Origin of the sequence: Allobosea sp. OK403, assembly GCF_900113835.1 — a bacterium.
In the GTDB taxonomy this organism is placed as follows: Bacteria; Pseudomonadota; Alphaproteobacteria; order Rhizobiales; family Beijerinckiaceae; genus Allobosea.
In genome coordinates this window covers 693,497-710,560 of record NZ_FOQV01000003.1, presented here as the reverse complement: position 1 = coordinate 710,560, position 17,064 = coordinate 693,497, and the positions used below count along the sequence as shown (strand labels likewise).

The 17,064-nt window shown below is 68.6% G+C and carries 13 protein-coding genes, 1 pseudogene and 1 riboswitch; of the genes and pseudogenes, 5 read left to right on the top strand and 9 right to left on the bottom strand.

Annotated elements, in window-relative coordinates; translation table 11 throughout:
- Positions 1-5: 5 nt before the first annotated feature.
- The 6 genes and pseudogenes from cobG to BMZ97_RS14500 all read right to left on the bottom strand — a co-directional run.
- Positions 6-1,142 (bottom strand): annotated as a pseudogene (gene cobG / locus BMZ97_RS31560) (precorrin-3B synthase); the annotation flags it as partial.
- Complete coding sequence (locus tag BMZ97_RS14520) at positions 1,139-4,774, bottom strand: cobaltochelatase subunit CobN (protein WP_092170550.1); 3,636 nt, start codon at positions 4,772-4,774, stop codon at positions 1,139-1,141. The pseudogene cobG and the gene BMZ97_RS14520, both read right to left, overlap by 4 nt.
- Before the next feature lie 7 nt (positions 4,775-4,781).
- Positions 4,782-5,819, bottom strand: coding sequence for a cobalamin biosynthesis protein CobW (gene cobW, locus BMZ97_RS14515; protein ID WP_092170547.1), 1,038 nt, complete (start codon positions 5,817-5,819; stop codon positions 4,782-4,784).
- Complete coding sequence (locus BMZ97_RS14510) at positions 5,816-6,226, bottom strand: DUF1636 family protein (RefSeq protein ID WP_092170544.1); 411 nt, start codon at positions 6,224-6,226, stop codon at positions 5,816-5,818. Before BMZ97_RS14510 ends, cobW begins: the two co-directional genes overlap by 4 nt.
- Positions 6,227-6,280: 54 nt before the next feature.
- Positions 6,281-7,039, bottom strand: a complete 759-nt coding sequence (locus tag BMZ97_RS14505; RefSeq protein ID WP_092170542.1) for a CbtA family protein — start codon at positions 7,037-7,039, stop codon at positions 6,281-6,283.
- 11 nt (positions 7,040-7,050) lie between these two features.
- Entirely contained in the window at positions 7,051-7,227 is a 177-nt protein-coding gene (locus BMZ97_RS14500; protein ID WP_069689852.1) for a CbtB domain-containing protein, read from the bottom strand.
- A gap of 35 nt (positions 7,228-7,262) precedes the next feature.
- A riboswitch (cobalamin riboswitch) is annotated at positions 7,263-7,449 on the bottom strand.
- Between the two features lie 162 nt (positions 7,450-7,611).
- Here BMZ97_RS14500 and cobU point away from each other — a divergent pair.
- Both cobU and cobO read left to right on the top strand, forming a co-directional pair.
- Positions 7,612-8,124, top strand: a complete 513-nt coding sequence (cobU, locus tag BMZ97_RS14495) for a bifunctional adenosylcobinamide kinase/adenosylcobinamide-phosphate guanylyltransferase (RefSeq protein ID WP_092170539.1) — start codon at positions 7,612-7,614, stop codon at positions 8,122-8,124.
- A gap of 1 nt (position 8,125) precedes the next feature.
- Positions 8,126-8,737: a cob(I)yrinic acid a,c-diamide adenosyltransferase gene (gene cobO / locus BMZ97_RS14490; RefSeq protein ID WP_092170536.1), complete on the top strand. Its 612-nt coding sequence runs from the start codon at positions 8,126-8,128 to the stop codon at positions 8,735-8,737.
- Between the two features lie 5 nt (positions 8,738-8,742).
- Here cobO and BMZ97_RS14485 read toward each other — a convergent pair whose 3' ends face one another.
- The 3 genes from BMZ97_RS14485 to cbiB all read right to left on the bottom strand — a co-directional run bounded on the left by BMZ97_RS14485 (position 8,743) and on the right by cbiB (position 10,467).
- Positions 8,743-9,186: a TA system VapC family ribonuclease toxin gene (locus tag BMZ97_RS14485; RefSeq protein ID WP_092170533.1), complete on the bottom strand. Its 444-nt coding sequence runs from the start codon at positions 9,184-9,186 to the stop codon at positions 8,743-8,745.
- On the bottom strand, positions 9,183-9,407 hold the full coding sequence (locus tag BMZ97_RS14480) for a hypothetical protein (RefSeq protein ID WP_069689854.1): 225 nt from the start codon (positions 9,405-9,407) through the stop codon (positions 9,183-9,185). Before BMZ97_RS14480 ends, BMZ97_RS14485 begins: the two co-directional genes overlap by 4 nt.
- Before the next feature lie 79 nt (positions 9,408-9,486).
- Positions 9,487-10,467 carry an adenosylcobinamide-phosphate synthase CbiB gene (cbiB, locus tag BMZ97_RS14475; protein WP_092170530.1) on the bottom strand — a complete coding sequence of 327 codons (981 nt, stop codon included), beginning with the start codon at positions 10,465-10,467 and terminating at the stop codon, positions 9,487-9,489.
- A 17-nt stretch (positions 10,468-10,484) separates the two neighbouring features.
- Between cbiB and cobD the strand changes: the two genes are divergently transcribed.
- From cobD to BMZ97_RS14460, 3 genes are all read left to right on the top strand, one after another.
- On the top strand, positions 10,485-11,495 hold the full coding sequence (gene cobD, locus BMZ97_RS14470) for a threonine-phosphate decarboxylase CobD (RefSeq protein ID WP_092170528.1): 1,011 nt from the start codon (positions 10,485-10,487) through the stop codon (positions 11,493-11,495).
- 107 nt (positions 11,496-11,602) lie between these two features.
- Positions 11,603-12,574, top strand: a complete 972-nt coding sequence (locus tag BMZ97_RS14465) for a D-2-hydroxyacid dehydrogenase (protein ID WP_092170525.1) — start codon at positions 11,603-11,605, stop codon at positions 12,572-12,574.
- A gap of 178 nt (positions 12,575-12,752) precedes the next feature.
- Entirely contained in the window at positions 12,753-17,042 is a 4,290-nt protein-coding gene (locus BMZ97_RS14460; RefSeq protein WP_092170521.1) for an autotransporter domain-containing protein, read from the top strand.
- The last annotated feature ends 22 nt before the right edge of the window (positions 17,043-17,064 follow it).

Here is a 17,064-nt window from a genome sequence, read left to right as displayed (position 1 = left end):
ACCAAAGTGAGGTCGGAGACACCCGGATGGGCGCAGGATTTGGCGCAGCCCGAGACATGCAGGCTCAGGCCCCGGGCCAAGAGCGGCGCGGCCGCCTCGGCGAGCCGCGCGGCGTCGCTCATGGCCTTGGTTTCGGCCCGCAGGCAGGCCGGCTTGCCGGCGCAGGCCTGGACCGAGAGGCGCGGATCCTCGTCCCGCGTGATCAGTCCCAAGCCGTTGGCCTCGCCGAGCCAGGCCTGTGCCGAGGCTTGGCTCAGACCGAGGCAGGCGAGACCACGCCAGGGCGAGAGGCGCAAGGCGCGCGCGCCTTGCGCCTCGGCGGCGCGGCCCAGCGCCTCCAGCGTCGCGGCGTCGCAGCGGCCGAAGGGCAGGGCGGCCATGGCGGCGAAGCGGCCGGTGCCGAGCGCGAACAGGCCGGCACGGTGGGGGGCAGGGCGAGGTGGTGGCGCATCGGTTTCGGGCAGGCCGCAGAGAGCGGCGAGCACCTCCGGCGGCAGATCGCGCAGGCGGCGGATCGTCTCGCGCGCCTGGGCGTGATGCCCGGCGAAGCGATGCAGCATCGTCTCGACGGCCTCGACCGTATCCGCAACGGCGATCGGCCCGCGCCATGAGCCGTCCGGCAGGCCGATGACGACGCAGTGGGTTGCGATCGCCACGAGGCGCAGATCGCAGGCGAAGGCGTCGAGCGAGAGCGCCCCTCCGCCATCGACGAGGATCAAAAATTTGGCCGGCAGGCCGGGAACGAGCCGCCCGCGCGCTTCGATCGCCTCGGCCAGCGCTGCCGCATCGATCATCTCGCCGTCTCCCGCCAATGGCGAGATCAGCGTCAGGCGCTGTGGACCGTCGCCGTCATGCTCGTCGACGAGGTGTTCGCCCAGCAGCACGGCGACCAGCGCCGGGTGGCTCTGAGCCGTCACCCCGCGCAACTGCATGTTGCCGCGTGCGGAAATCTCGATCAGCCCGTTGCCATGTTCGCGCGCCAGGGCGGCGATGCGAATGAGCTGCGTGGGCGTCAGCACGGCTCCGGGCGGATGCAGCCGCACCAGCCAGCCATCGCCGGTCTCCATCGGCTTCAACGTGCTTGGGCACCAGCCGCGCCGCAGCGTCGCCGGGGGCACGCATGCGTGCGGGCGCGCGCTCATTCCGCAGCCCGTGCGAGAAAGGCCGCGACCGAATTGCGCCGGCTCGTCCACAGGCCGCGGCGCCCGGCATCGCTCAGCCGGGCGCGGATAGCGTTGGCGGCGGGAGCATTCGCCGCTTCCAGCGCGCTCCAGATCGCCGGATCGGCGCAATAGGCCTGGAAGACGGCGTCGAACAGTCCATCCGCGACGGCATCCGTGCTCGCCGCGAAAACGAAAAGCGTGTCGACGGCCTCGGCCAGTTCCGCCGCCCCGCGCCAGCCATGGGCGAGCTGCGCCGCGATCCAGCGCGGATGCGTCAAGCGGCCATGGACGATGCGGGCGATGTCCTCAGTCAGCGTGCGCGCCTTCGGTGCTTCGGGGTTTGAGGAGTCGAGGCTGTAGAGCGCGGGATTGGCGCCGAGTGATTTGGCCGCCGCCGCAAGCCCGCCGATGACATCGGCCGCGCTCGAGGCTTCCAGGATGTCGCGCCCGGCCGTGTCGCTGACATGGATGAAGGCCTGCGCCTCCCTGATGCGTTCCACGAAGCCCGCATCGGCCGTCGCCGCGCCCTCCACCCCGCCATAGGCGTGGCTCGAGGCGGCGAGATAGGCCTCGGCCAGTTCGTCGCGCATCGTCCAGTCGCCGTCGAGGGCGCGGTCGGCCATGGCCGCGCCATAGCGGCCGGGCGCTGCTCCAAAAATGCGTGCGCCTGCTTCACCTCGGCGCTGGGCAGCGGCTGGCTCGTTCCATTCGTCGGGCTCGTCGAGGGACGCGACCGCGCGGGCGGCCGTATCGAGCAGGGCGATCTGCCCGGGAAACGTGTCGCGGAAGGCGCCGGAGATGCGGATCGTCACGTCGAGGCGCGGATGCGTCAGCTTCGGCTGCGGGACGATCGAAAACCCCGTCACCCGCGTCGAGGCATGGTCCCAGAGCGGCTCGACGCCCATCAGGGCGAGCGCATGAGCGATATCCTCGCCGCCCGAGCGCAGGGTCGGCGAGGCCCAGAGATCCATCACGATCCGGCGCGGATGATCGCCATGTTCCTGCAGATGGCGCTCGATCACGGCCTGTGCCGCGAGGCCGCCGAGCCTTGCCGCCGCCCGCGTAGGGATCGCGCGCGGATCCAGCGTCGAGAGGTTGCGCCCGGTCGGCAGCACATCGGGCCGGCCGCGATGCGGCGAGCCGGCGGGGCCGGGCGGCACGAAGCGGCCATCGAGCGCGCGTAGCAGGTTTGTCCGTTCGGCCTCGGAGGAGGTGAGGTCGTGGGCTGCTTGCCCGAAAATGTGCAGCCCGTCGCGGAAAGGCAATTCGGCGATATCGCAGAGCTGCGCGTCGAGCCGGGTCAGCGCTTCGCTCATCTCCATGGCAGGCGTGACGCCGCAGCTCTCGCTGAGCCCGCTGGCTTCAGCCCGCTCGCGGATCTCGCGGGCAACGATCTCGGCCCGGCGCGGGTCCATCACTTGCGCCTGCGAGAACTCCTCGACGAGATCGCGCAGCAGGGCGACTTCTCCGCCGGCCCCGGTCTCGGCGAGTTCAGGCGGCAGATGGCCGAGCGTGATCGCCGACAGCCGGCGCTTGGCGGGCGCGGCCTCGCCGGGATCATCGACCACATAAGGATAGATCACCGGCAGGCCCTGGGTGATCAGGCGCGGCCAGCAGGAGGGCGAGAGCGCGACCGCCTTGCCCGGCAGCCACTCCATGGTGCCATGCGTGCCGAGATGGATCAGCGCGTCGATGTGCTGGGTTTCGCGCAAGCCGAGATAGAAGGCGAGATAGGCATGGCCCGGCGGAGCGTCTGGATCGTGATAGCGCGCCTTGCGGTCGGGCGTGGCATCGCGCGGCGGCTGCAGCGCGATGGTGAGATGCCCGGCCTGGACGGTGCGGAAGCGGAAGCTGCTGCCGTCGGGCTCCGGCTCGCCATGGACGGCGATGAGGGCGTCGCGGGCGGCCGCGGGAATGCCGTCGAGCCAGACGCGATAGGCGCCGAGCGGGACGGTGAAACCGGCTGGACCGGTGGTGAGGGCTGCCATGAGCGCGGGCCCATCTTCGTCATTGCGAGCGCAGCGAAGCAATCCAGGGCCGTCGAGCGAGCCCTCCGGGATTGCTTCGCTGCGCTCGCAATGACGGTTGGCGACGGCGTACCCCGCCTCCGCCAGCAGCTCCGAGATCGCAGTCACGCTTGCCGGCGTATCCAGCCCGACTGCGAAGCCGGCCCGGCCGCCGCGTGCGGGATAGTCCGACATCACCAGCGCGAGCTTGCGCTCGGCCACTGGCTTGGCCGCGAGCGCGATCCAGCCGGCGGCGAGATCGGCCAGCGCTGCGATGCCTTCGGGATCGGGCAGGAGGCGGCGGATGACGAGGCCGGTCGCGGCATCCGTCGCATCCGCCTTGAACGCGACGGGGATGGCTCCGAGCCTGCCGTCGAATTCAGGCAGCGCCACCTGCATGGCAAGATCGACGGCCGACAAACCGCGCGGCGAGGCATTCCAGGCCTCGCGCGCGCTGCCGACGGGTACGGCCTGCAGCACCGGGCAATCGGCGGCGTCGAGCACGAAAGCGCCACCCTCGCGAGCCGAGAAGGCGGTGGTGGTGATGATTAGCGCGGGCCTGCGCAGGGCGATCAGCGCCGCGAGTTCCGCCGTAACAGTGGGGTCCTTCAGGCTGGTGAGCGCCAAGATCAGCGGGGCGTGGCCGCGGGCGGCGAGAGCCGCGGAGATCGCCTCAGCCATCGCGGTGTCGCCGGCGCTGACACCCGAGCGGTAGACCAGGATGGGGACGAGCGGAGCATCAGTGGGAAGGACGGCGAGCGCCTCGTGCCAGGGGGTGGGAGTTGCGCCTGCGCTGAGCGCGAAGAGCGAAGGGAGCGGAAGGGGTGCGAGCTCGAAAGCATCTCGCCTTCCCTCGTCCGCCTGCCGGCACCTTCTCCCCATCAAAGTCGGCTGTTGCCGACTTTGACACTCAGGGTTGCCCATCTCGGGCAAGCTCGAGATGGGAGGGGAGAAGGGCGAAGCTGCCGCCGCCTCATCCTTCTCCCCACCCAATGTCGGCTGTTGCCGATATTGGCAGCTTGGATTGTCCATCTCGGGCAAGCCCGAGATGGCTGGGAGAAGGTGGCCCGGCGCAGCCGGGTCGGATGAGGGAAGGGAGGGGCCGAGATAATCCCCAATCCGCCCCAGCAACCGCCGCATGTTCTCAGCGCCGCCACCGGCATGGAAATAGCCGAGCAATTCGGCCGCGAACTCCGCGGGCACGGTGCTGTGTTCCGCCAAGCGCGCATCCGGCCGGTCGTCACCCGGTAGCACGGCAAGCGCGATGCCTTCGCGCCGGCAGGTCTCGGTCAGCTGCTCGACGCCGTAGCGCCAATAGTCCAGCCCGCCGAGGCAGCGCACCAGCACGAAACGGCTCTGTGCCGCCGTCTTCTCGACCAGCAGGTCGACTGACAGCGGGTGCTTGAGCTGCCTGAGCGAGGCGAGCCGGACATCGAACCCGCTCACTCCGGCAGTCATGCCGGCATTCATGCCGGCGGCGACCGCTATCGCCGAGAGATCGCTGTCGGCATAGGACAGAACCAGCACATCTCCCGGCGGCAAGGCGAGGTCGACGGCGTCTTCGCCGTCGTCGAGCCTGATCTCGTTGGTCGGGAGGAGGTGCATGGCGTGTTCAGCCCGCGAGCGCGGCCTCCACGGCAGTGCGGTCGAAGCCCTTGAGGCCGATCACGACGAGCCGGCCGTCGCGTGCCTCGTCAGCGCCCCAGGCCCGGTCGAAATGATGGCTGACGCGGCGGCCGACGCCCTGCATGACGAGGCGCATCGGCTTGCCCGGCACGGCGGTGAAACCCTTCAGCCGCAGCACGCCCTCGGCCTCGGCGGCCTTGGTCATGCGGATCGAGAGTGTCTCGGGCGAGAGGCCGGCCGGCAGCGGCAGCGAGACCGAGTCGAAATCGTCATGGTCATGGTCCTCGCCCTCGCCGTGATGCGAGGGGCGCACCGCGAGATCGCTCTCGGCGGCGGCGTTCAGCCCCACGATCAACGCCGGCTCGACCTTGCCATGCGAGGTCTCGACGATCTTGATCGCTTTGGGCAGATGCTCCCTGATTTCAGCGATGACGCGGGCTCTGGCTTCTGCGTCAACGAGATCGCTCTTGTTGAGTAGAATCAGGTCGGCGCAGAGGATCTGGTCCTCGAAGACCTCCTCCAGCGGGTTGTCGTGCTCGACCGATGAATCCTGCGCGGCTTGAGCGGCCATTGCCTCGGGGTCATCGGCGAACTGGCCCTCGGCGACGGCCGGTCCGTCGACCACTGCGATGACGCCATCGACAGTGACGCGCGAGCGGATTGCCGGCCAGTTGAAGGCTGTCACCAGCGGCTTCGGCAGGGCCAGGCCCGAGGTTTCGATCAGGATGTGCTCGGGCGGGTTCGGGCGGTTCAGCAGCTTTTCCAGCGCCGGCACGAAATCGTCGGCGACCGTGCAGCAGATGCAGCCATTGGGCAGCTCCACCACATCTTCTTCCGTGCAGCCTTCGATGCCGCAGCCGGCGAGGAAGGAGCCGTCGAAGCCGAGATCGCCGAATTCGTTGACGAGCACGGCGAGGCGCTTGCCTCCGGCGTTCTCAAGCAGATGGCGCACCAGCGTGGTTTTTCCGGCGCCCAGGAAGCCGGTGATGATGGTGCAAGGCACTTTGGCCAGGGAGGCATTCATGATGTCGATCCTTGTTCGCGCAGGCCTTGTTCGCGCAGGCTCAGCGGCGGCACGCGCGCGACCACGCCCTTGCGGAAGGGGATGGGTCGCTCTTTCCAGGGAATGATGCCGTTGGCGCTGGCGGCATAGCTCTCCGCCGCGCCGACGATATCGTCGAGATGGGTCTCGGCGTCGAGATCGCCGACGAGATAGGTCCATTTGCCGTTCGCCGCGAAGGCGACCGTGCAAGGGCGCTTGCAGACGGCGAGGCATTCGACCGCCGCGACGGTGATCCCGGCCTTGCCGGCAAGCCGCTCGCCGAGCGCAGTGGCGAGGCCGAGCCCCGGCTGGTCGTAGCCTTCGGTGAGGTCCTCGCGCACGCGCCGGCAGACGGTGCAGACATGGATAGTGAGATCGGGCTCGGGCATGCAAACGCCTCCGTGTTCGAGATGCGCGCTCCCGGGCGAGGAGCGCGCGAGGCGTCAGGCCTTGGCTGCGCGTCGCGTCGCCAAAGCTTTGCGTGTCATCCTTGGCCAGATCACGCCGACGGCCAGGCCGGTGGCGAGCCAGAGCGCGGCCTGGACCGAGAGCGACAGCGCGGTGAAATGCGCTGCGATCTCGGCTGGGACCTTACTCTCCGGCGCGGCCGGATGCGGCGCGCCGATCAGATGCGGCACGAGCATGGCCAGGACTGCCAGAGCCCTGAGCCAGCCGGCTTCCATGCGCAGGAAGACGAAGAGCCCGCCAGCCGTGACCAGCGCCGTCGCGACCCACCAGATCTGACGAGGCAAGAGTTCGGCCGCCGCGCTGCCGGGCAAATCCGGCGCGAGTCCTGCAGCCGGGACGAGGCCGAAGGCGAGGAAGCCGCAGACCGCCCAGGCGAGCGCGCGCCTGTCGTCGATCGTCTCATTCGCCGCGATCATGCCGCCGAGCAGCAGCGCGGCGAAGCCGATCGCGGTCGCGACCGTGACCAGCGTGGTGAAGGCGGTGCGCTGCAGGCCGTCCTGCGGCTTCCATTCGGCATGCTCGTGGCCGGCGGCGTCGCCGGCGGGACCATGGGCGAGGATGATGCGGGCCTGCCCGTCAAAGGACGCGAAAGACGGCGCGGCAGCGCGCATCGCCGCTTCATAGGTTTCCGCCTTGAGGATCAGCGGCGTGGTGGTGACGTGCTGGAGCGCGGCGATGACGAGCCCAGCCAGAAGCCCGGCCAGGAGACTGACCGTGAGAACGCGATTGACCATGTCTGATCCCCTCAGTGGCAGGGGAAGGCGAGCGTGTGGCGCGTGTCGTGGGCGGCGTTGTGGACGCTACTCGAATGCGCGAAGCCGACCGTGAAGATCAGCACGCTGCCGAGCAGCAGGGCGGCCAGAGCAGCCTTGGCGCGTTCGGAAACGCCGGCCGAAGTCGAAAGCGAAGCGGAGGTGTTCATCGTGTTTCTCCTGGCCGCCCCGCCGGCGGCCTGTTGGATTGCGGAACGACGACGGCAGGTCTCCTGGCTCACGGATCTCGACGTTCTGAGCCGCCTTCCCGGGATCGCTCCCAGTGGCCGATGGCGCAGAACTCACCGCTTACAGTTGCGGGGGCAGCCGCGGTATCGCACCGCGTTCCCTTTTCACCCAGTTGCCGGGGCACCGTCGCGGATGATCATTAGCCATGTGGGCGGTGCTGTGCAATGCACTGCGCCGTCATTCTTGGGCGAAGCCCTCGGGTCCGATCTTCGATCGGCCCAAGGATAAACTCCGCGCAGACCCCGAGAATCTCTTGCAGGAGATGGTCGGCTCGGGGCCGACCATGACGCCGGAGGAAAGGGCTCTTGGAAACTCCTCATCTCACCCTCGTCCTCGGCGGCGCGCGCTCGGGCAAGAGCCGCCATGCCGAGGCGCTGATCGAGGCGCTGCCGGCGCCCTGGACCTATATCGCGACCGCCCAGGCCTATGACGACGAGATGCGCGGGCGCATCGCCGAGCATCGGGCGCGGCGCTCCGACAACTGGCTTACGGTCGATGCGCCGCTCGCCTTGCCCGAGGCTGTTCGCGCCGTGCCGGCGGGGCGACCGATCCTGGTCGATTGCCTGACATTGTGGCTGACCAATCTGATCCTGGCGGAGCGGGATACGGCGTCCGCCGGCGCCGAGCTCATCGCCGCCTGTGCCGAAGCCTCCGGCCCCGTCGTGCTGGTTTCGAACGAAGTCGGGCTCGGCATCGTGCCCGACAATGCCCTGGCGCGGCGCTTCCGCGACGAGGCCGGCCGCCTGCACCAGAAGCTTGCGGCCGAGGCCCGGCACGTGGTCTTCATGGTCGCTGGACTGGCGATGCAGGTGAAGTGAGATGACGATCGACACTGAAGAGGCCGCCCGCCACAAGGCCAAGATGGAGAAGCGCAAGGCGGTGCAGGACGCCGAGGTTGCCGCCAAGACGATCGAGAAGGGCCTGCTGATCGTCAACACCGGGCCGGGCAAGGGCAAATCGACGGCGGCTTTCGGGCTGATCCTGCGCGCGCTCGGCCATGGCTGGCGCGTCGGTGTGGTCCAGTTCATCAAGGGCGCCTGGGCGACGGGCGAGCGCAAGGCCCTCGATGCCTTCGGCGATCAGATCACCTGGCACAGCATGGGCGAAGGCTTCACCTGGGAGACGCAGGACAAGGCCCGCGACATCGCCGCGGCCGAGCGCGCCTTCGAGAAGGCCAAGGAATTGATGGCCGACGAGACGATCCGCCTGATCGTGCTGGACGAGCTCAACATCGCGCTGCGCTATGACTATCTGCCATTGGACGAGGTGGTCGCGACGCTCGCTGCGCGCCGGAACGACCTCCACATCGTCGTCACCGGCCGCAACGCCAAGCCGGAGCTGATCGCGGCTGCCGATCTGGTGACGGAAATGACGCTGGTGAAGCACCATTTCGCGGCCGGCGTGAAGGCGCAGGCGGGGATCGAGTTCTGAGGGGATTAGGCTGTCGGGATGAGGTGGAGTGCAGCAGCGCCGCCGTGGACGGAATTCGTGGTCAACCGAGCGTCGAAGGTAGCGAGCTTTCCACCTTTCGAGACTGCGAGCGCCAGCAGATAGGTGTCCGTGACCTGCAGCGAATGAAGCAGTTGACCGAGATCGACTATGGCGGGGTTGAGCAGGCTGATTTCGTCCGCCCAAAAGACATGGCCGGGAGCCGCCCGCAATTCGCCGAGGATTCTCGCGACACCAGCGGGCGATGATTGGGCGAGTGGAAACGGATAGCGCGGATTGCCGAGAATGCGGACAACGCCGTTCTCTATGATCGGGCAGGTTGCCCAGGAGTGGCGGCCCGTCGATGAGAACCAGTCATGGGCTGCGGAATAGTGGTCGTGCGCTGGATCAATCAGTGCGATCAGAACATTGACGTCGAGCAGATAGGTCACGGTTCCTCATCGCGAAGCTCGTTGACCAGCTCCATGGTGACGACCACTCCGGGGCGGCGGGGCAACTGCGGAATGCCATTGCGATAGGTGATCTCTGTCCCGGCCGGCAGTGACTGTCGCGCGAGCTCGGAAATCACCTCGCCGACCGTACGGTTCTGCTCCAGCGCCAGCTTCTCGGCTGCTCGCACGACATCCTCATCGATCGTGACATGCGTACCCATCACGGGCTCCTGCGGGCTATCCGATACCGGATACTATAGCGCTTTTGCCGCTCTGGCGTAAGCCGATCGCCCGATCCGGTCAGACCGCAACGGCCAACGCCACGCCCGCCGCCGCCAGCGCCCACAGCATCAGGCAGGCCCCGCGATAGAGCCGGAGCGCCCGCCTGATATCGGCGGCCGTCGCCTCCGCACGGCCGTTCCCCATCCAGCCATCCTCGACGCGTGTCTCGCCATAGATGCGCGGTCCGGCGAGGCGCAGGCCGAGCGCCCCGGCCATCGCCGCTTCCGGCCAGCCGGCATTGGGCGAGCGGTGGCGGCGGGCGTCGCGCCGCACGGCTTTCCAGGCTCCGGCAGCGTTGGCCTCCCGGTCGAAGGCTGCGGCTGCGACCAGCAGCAGCGCGGTGAGCCGCGAGGCCGGGAGGTTGACGAGGTCGTCGAGCCTGGCCGCAGCCCAGCCGAAGGCGAGATGGCGCGGCGTCTTGTGGCCGATCATCGAATCGGCGGTGTTGATCGCCTTGTAGAGTGCGCAGCCCGGCAGGCCGGCGAGGCCGAGCCAGAAGGCCGGGGCGACGACACCGTCGGAGAAATTCTCGGCAAGGCTCTCGATCGCGGCGCGCGAGACGCCGGCCTCGTCGAGGCTTTCGGGATTGCGCCCGACGATCATCGCAACTGCCTTTCGTCCCTCAGAGAGCCCGCCTTGCTCCAACCCTTCGGCGACATCAGCGACATGTTCGTAGAGGCTGCGCTGCGCCAGCAGGGTCGAGGCCAGAAGCGCCAGCGGCAGCAGGCCGAGCGGCCCGAGCGCGAGGCAAAGCCGGGCCGCGGTCGAAGTGAAGGCGATGGTCGCGCAGAGCAGGATGATGAGTGCTGCGAGCCCGGCCGCTTTGCGTGCCGCATAAGAGGCGGTCTCGCGGTTCAGGCTGTCGTCGAGCGCCGCGATCAGCGCGCCAAGCCAGGTGACGGGATGGCCGATCCGCGCATACAAGCCCTTGGGATAGCCGAGCGCAGCCTCGATCACGAGCGCGGCCAGCAGCAGAAGCAAGGTGTCGGGCGGGCTCATGCGGGACGGGATCGATCGTGGTTGAGGGCGAAATCTGGCATGGCGGCGATCTGGCGACGGCGCAAGCGCTGTTTCCCGATGCCCCGGCTCCTTGGGTCGATCTCTCGACCGGGATCAATCCCATGCCTTATCCGCTTCCGTCGCTGCCGGCCGCGCTCTGGCAGCGCCTGCCCGGGGCTACCGAGGAGGCGGCGCTGCTGGCTGCGGCGCGCGCGGCCTATCGCGTGCCCGAAAGCGCTGGCATCGTCGCGGCGCCCGGCACACAGATCCTGATCGATTTGCTGCCGCGTCTCGCCGGCGCCGGTCCGGTCGCTGTGCTGGGGCCGACTTATGCCGAGCATGCCCAGGCCTGGGCCAAGGCTGGAGCGGAGGTGCGCCCCGTCACCGACCCGGATCAAGCGGGCGAGGCGCGTAGCATCGTGCTGGTCAATCCGAACAATCCCGACGGTCGGATCGTGTCGCGGCAAGGGCTCGTGACCGCCGCGGCGCAATGCGCCGTGCGCGGCGGTCTGCTCGTCATCGATGAGGCCTTCGCCGATTTCACGCCGGAGGTCAGCATCCTGCCCGAATTGCCGCCCGCGACATTGGTGCTGCGCTCCTTCGGCAAGAGCTATGGCCTCGCCGGCTTGCGGCTCGGCTTCGCCATCGGCGAGGCGCCTTTGATCCAGGCCCTGCGCGCGGCGATGGGCCCCTGGGCGGTGGCGGGGCCGGCGCTGCATGTCGGGGCGCTGGCGCTGGCCGATTCCACCTGGCTCGCGCAAGCCGGAGCCGCTCGCGCGGCCGATGCCGCCCGGCTCGATGCGCTGCTCGCGCCGCATGGCAGAATCGTCGGCGGCACCGCGCTGTTCAGGCTGCTCGAAACCGGTGATGCACCGGCGCTCTTCGCCCATCTTGGCCGCCATGGCCTTTATCTGCGCCGCTTCCAGAACGATGCACGCTGGCTGCGCTTCGGTCTGCCGGGGCAGGCCTCGGAATGGGCCAGGCTCGAGGCGGCGCTGGCGGGCTTTGCGACCTCCGGCCCCGGCTAAGCGTGAAGCTTGCATGCGTTGACTGCCGGGACAGCGTGCCGCTCTCCCGATAACTTGACCACGCCCGATAACCTGACCACGCCTGTGACTGTCGAGGAACGAGACGAATGCCCCTGCTGCCGCCTGACAATGAGCTGACGATCGGTTTTTCCCACGCCGCCTATCAATTGCAGGCCGAGTTCGCGACGCGCGGCCACGGCGCCCGGAGTTTTTCGGCGAACTCGCTCGACGAGCTCAAGGCGCGCTCGGCCGAGGCCGATGTCCTCGTCGTCTCCGGCCTCTGGCGCAATGAATTGATCGCCGCGTCGCCGAAGCTGCGCTTCATCCAGTCGGTCAGCGCCGGCACCGACCAGTTCGACAAGCCGGCCCTGGCCGCCGCCGGCATCCGCCTTGCCAGCGCGCAAGGGGTGAATGAGCGCGCCGTCGCCGAGCACGCCATGGCGCTGGTCCTGGCCCTGACCCGCCAGATCCATCTCGCCCGCGACAACCAGACGGCCAGGCATTGGCGCCCGATGATCGGCGACCGCGCCAGGCGCGAGGACGAGCTCGGCGGCAAGACCATGGTCATCGTCGGGCTCGGCCGCATCGGCCTGCGCCTGGCCGCGCTCGCCTCGGCTTTCGGCATCCGCGTCATCGGCGTGCGCCGCCAGCCGGAACCGCAACCGCATATCGAGGCGATCGTCCGGCCCGATCAACTGCACGAGGTCACGGCGCAGGCCGACATCGTCGCGCTGACCTGCCCGCTGACGGCGGAGACCGAAGGGCTGATCGGCGTCCGGGCGCTGGCTGTGATGAAGCCCACGGCCGTCCTCATCAATGTCGCACGCGGCAAGGTCGTCGACGAGGCTGCGCTGCTCGCCGCCCTGAGCGAGGGCCGGCTGGCCGGTGCGGGGCTCGACTGCTTCCATGACGAGCCGCTGCCGCCATCCTCGCCCTTTTGGGGCCTGCCGCAGGTCGTCATCACGCCCCACAGCGCCGGCGAGACGCGGGCCTATGAGGGCAATGTCGTCGACACCCTGCTCGACAATCTCGGCCGGCTGGCGCGGGGCGAGACGACGCTGCGCAACCAGATCGTCTGAATGTGGCGCCGCGGCCGGCCTGCTCCGGCGTGCCGGAGCGAGCCAGGCGGGTGTTCGATTCGTTAGCCCTCATGCGGCGTGGCGACGAATGCCGATCCCCGCCCTGTGAATGGTTGTCTATTGCCGTAGAGTAAGATTGCCTTAGGTTGCCGCCCTGGGATTTGGGGGCGACGCTTTCGTGGATTCGACAGGCCAAGAGCGCGGCGCGTATCGCCGCCGCTTCGTCATGCTGGCTTTGCTGGCTGGCACGTCGCTGGGCTCGGCGTTGCTTTGTGCGGGCTCGGCCCACGCGCAGGACGCGACCTGGCAGCTCAATCCCGGCTCGAGCGATTTCAACACTGGTGCGAACTGGACGCCTGCGACGGTTCCGACCGGCACGGCGTTCTTCGACACCACCAACCAAGCCGCGATCACGGTCGGCGCCGCCACGACGCTCGGTGGCTTCACCTTCAACGCAAGCGCGCCAGCCTATACGATCACGATTGATCCTGCCGGCAGCCTCACCTTCGCTGGAGCGGGCATCGTCAACAATTCCGGCCAGGCGCAGACCCTGGTCAATCAGGGTTCCCTGGCTTTCGCCAACAACAGCACGGCCGGAAACACCACGATCATCAACACCAACAGCCTTCAGTTCTCCGACAGCAGCTCGGCCGGCAGCGCCACGATTACCAACATCGGCACCCTTCAGTTCGCCAACACCAGCACGGCCGGTAGCGCCACGATCACCAACTACAGCGGCCTTCGGTTCTCCGACAGCAGCACGGCTGGCAACGCCACGATCACCAACAACTACGGCCTTCAGTTCTTCAACGGCAGCACGGCCGGAAATGCGGCGATCGTGACGAATCTCGGCGCGGTGACCAATTTCTCGACCAGCACGGGACCGCTCGGCGATAATCGCCTGAGCGCCGGCTCGATCGCCGGGGCGGGCGATTACGTTCTCGGCGCCAACGAACTCACGGTCGGCGGCGACGGCACGTCCACGACGGTCAGCGGCGTCATCAGCGGCGTCGGCGGCTCGCTGGTCAAGACCGGGGCGGGCACGCTGACGCTGTCGGGCGCCAATACCTATACCGGCGGGACGACGATCAGCGCCGGCAAGGTCTCGGTCTCGGCCGACAACAATCTCGGCGACGCAGTGGGCGGGTTGACGCTGGACGGCGGCACGTTGCAGGTCACCGGCAGCTTCACCTCGAGCCGGGCGGTGACGCTGAACGCCGGCGGCGGCACGGTCGAGGTCGACGGCGGCCGCGCGCTGCTCATCTCCAGCGCCGGCACCATCACCGGCACGGGCGGGCTGATCAAGACCGGCGTCGGCACGCTCGCGATCCAGGGCACCAGCGATTATACCGGCGCGACGCTGGTCCAAGCCGGCCGGCTGGTCGCGAGCTCCGATACGGCGTTCTCGGCCAATTCCGACTATACGATCGCTGCAGGCGCCGTGCTCGAGGTCAGCGACATCGCGATAGCGCCCGTCGTCGGTTCGCTCTCGGGCGCCGGCGCGGTCGAGATCGGCAACGGGGCGACGCTGGTCACCGGCTCTACCAACCAGACTACGACCTTCTCCGGCACGATCACGGGCAATGGCTCGCTCGGGTTCACCGGCGCGGGCACGCAGATCTATACCGGCACCGGCACGCTCGGCGGCGGCTTCTCCATTTGCGCCTGCGTCACTGGCCAGTTCATTATCCGTGGTGGCTCGCTGAAGTTCGGCGATAATATCGTGATCGGCGGCGGAACGCTCGTCGTCGATCAGGGCGGCACGCTCTCGAATCCCGGCAGTGGGCTCGTTGTCTTCTCGAATCTGCGCATCGAGGGTGCCGGCTCCTCCGTCACGACGGACATATTTTTGCTCCAGGGCCTCGGGAGCAACGCCTCGCTGATCATCTCGGGCGGCGCGACGCTGACCGTAAACCTCGGCGCCGCGGTCCAAGCCGATTTCGGCGGCAGCGCCAGCGCGCTGGTGACCGGCGCGGGCTCGCTCTGGACCATCCCCAACACCTTCGCCATCGGCCCTGGCTCGCCCGATCCGACCTCGGTCACCCTCGCCGAGGGCGGCGAGCTCAGGATTACCGCGGGCGATCTCCAGATCGACGCTCTCGGTACACTCAATATAGGCAATGGCGGCACGGCCGGCCTGCTGACCATCACGGCCGGAGCGATCTTCAACGACGGCGCCATCGTCGCCAATTTCACCGACATGGCGACGCTCGGCTATGATATCTCAGGCTCCGGTTCGCTGACCAAGCGCGGCTCGGGCGTCCTGACCCTGACCGGAACGAACAGCTATACCGGCGGGACGGTGCTGGAAGGTGGCATGCTCAGCGTGTCGTCGGAAGCCAATCTCGGCGATGTCTCGGGCGCGCTCACGCTCAATGGCGGCGTGCTGCAGGTCACCGGCACGAGCTTCACCCAGAGCGCACGGCCAATCATTTTCGGCGCCGCCGGCGGCGGCTTCGACATTGCGGACGCCGCCAACGCCTTCACCGTGACCCAGTCCTTCTCCGGACCTGGCAGCCTCTCCAAGCTAGGGGCGGGAATATTGCTGCTCACCGGCGCGCAGAGCTACAGCGGTGCGACGATCGTCGCGGGCGGAACCTTGCTGGCCGGTACGGTCGGCGCGTTCTCGCCGAACTCGGCCTTCAGCGTAAGCGCGGGCGCGACGCTTGCACTGAACGGCTTCAATCAGACGATCGGCTCGCTCGCTGGGGCCGGCGCGGTTGCCCTGGGCAGCGCCACACTGACGACGGGCGCCAACAACGCCTCGACGCTTTTCAGCGGCGCGATCAGCGGCACGGGCGGCCTCGTCAAGAACGGCACAGGCGCGCTGACGCTGAGCGGTACGAGCAGCTTCACCGGTCCGACCAGCCTCCAGTCAGGGCTCCTGACGGTGAATGGTTCGATCGCCGGTTCCGCGGTCACGATCAATGGCGGCACGCTCGGCGGCTCAGGTTTTGTCGGAGGCATCAATGCGCTGGCGGGGGCGGTTGCGCCGGGCAACTCCATCGGCACGCTCAGCGTTGCCGGGAATGTCGCCTTCGCGGTCGGCTCGACCTATCAGGTCGAGCTCAATGCGGCCGGCGCGTCCGATCTGATTGCGGCGACGGGAACTGCGACCTTGTCCGGCGGTCAGGTCCAGCTTCTGGCCGCGCAGGGCAGTTACGGTCTCTCGACCCGCTATGTCATCTTGACCGCACAGGGCGGTGTCAGCGGGCAGTTTTCCGGCGTGACCTCGAATTTCGCCTTCCTGACGCCGACGCTGACTTACGACGCAAGAACGGTGGCGCTGACGCTGGCACGCAATGCGGTCACCTTTCCCGACGCGGCCGTCACGCGCAACCAGGCGAGCGCCGGCCGCGCTGCCGAAGCGCTGGGGACGGGCAATCGGGTCTATGACGCGCTGCTCTCCTCGACGCTGGCGGAGGCCCGCATCGGTTTCGACGCGCTTTCGGGCGAGGCGCATGCGCAGGCCGTCTCGGTCGCGATCGAGACCAGCCATCAGGTGCGCGACACCATCATGAACCGTCTGCGCGCGCCGTTCCTGTCGTCTCCATCCGGTACGGTGACCGGCGCCTTCTCGGCCGATGCGCCGGGCCGGCCGCGCATGGCAGCATTGCCCGCGCCCGCTTTCGAAACCCGGCGCTTCCAGCTCTGGGGTGAAGCGATCGGCGCGCAGGGTAGCAGCAATGGCGACGGCAATGCGGCCTCGCTCGATCGGCGCGGCGGCGGCATGCTGTTCGGCGCGGAGCTCGATTCCGGCGGCGGCGAGACGCCCTGGCGCGTCGGCGTCGCCGGTGGCTTCACCCGCACCCGTTTCGATATCGACCAGCGCCGTTCGGACGGCACGCAGGACGCCGTCCATGCCGCGCTCTATGGCGGGGCGCGTTTCGGTGCGGTCAATCTTCGCGCAGGCGCCGCCTATGCCTGGAACCAGACCAACCTGACGCGCTTGGTCGGGCTGAGCGGCTTCTCCGACGTGCTGCGTTTCGACGGCCAGGGGGCAACGGCCCAGGCTTTCGCCGAGGTCGGCTATGCCTTGCCGCTCGGCTCCGTCGCCTTCGAGCCCTTCGTCCAGGTCGCCGCCGTGAGCGTGCATTCGGATTCAGGCACGGAGCAGGGCGGGGCGGCCGCATTGCGCTTGAATGGCCGCGACCAGAACCTCGGCTTCTCCACACTGGGCCTGCGCGCGGAAACGCAGCTTGGCGCGACGCCGCTCTTCGCCCGCGCCATGCTGGGCTGGCGTCACGCCTTCGGGGAGACGACGCCCACCGCCGTGCTGGCCTTCGCTGGAGCCGCGAGCCCCTTCCAGGTCTACGCCGCGCCAGTGGCGCGCGATGCGATGGTTGCGGAGGTCGGATTGTCCTGGCGCGTTGCCGGCAATGTCGCGCTGGGTCTCGGCTATAATGCCACCCTAGGCAATGGCGCGCGCGACCATGCGCTGCGAGGCCGGATCGACGTGACGTTCTGAACCGGAACGGACCCGGTCGCGC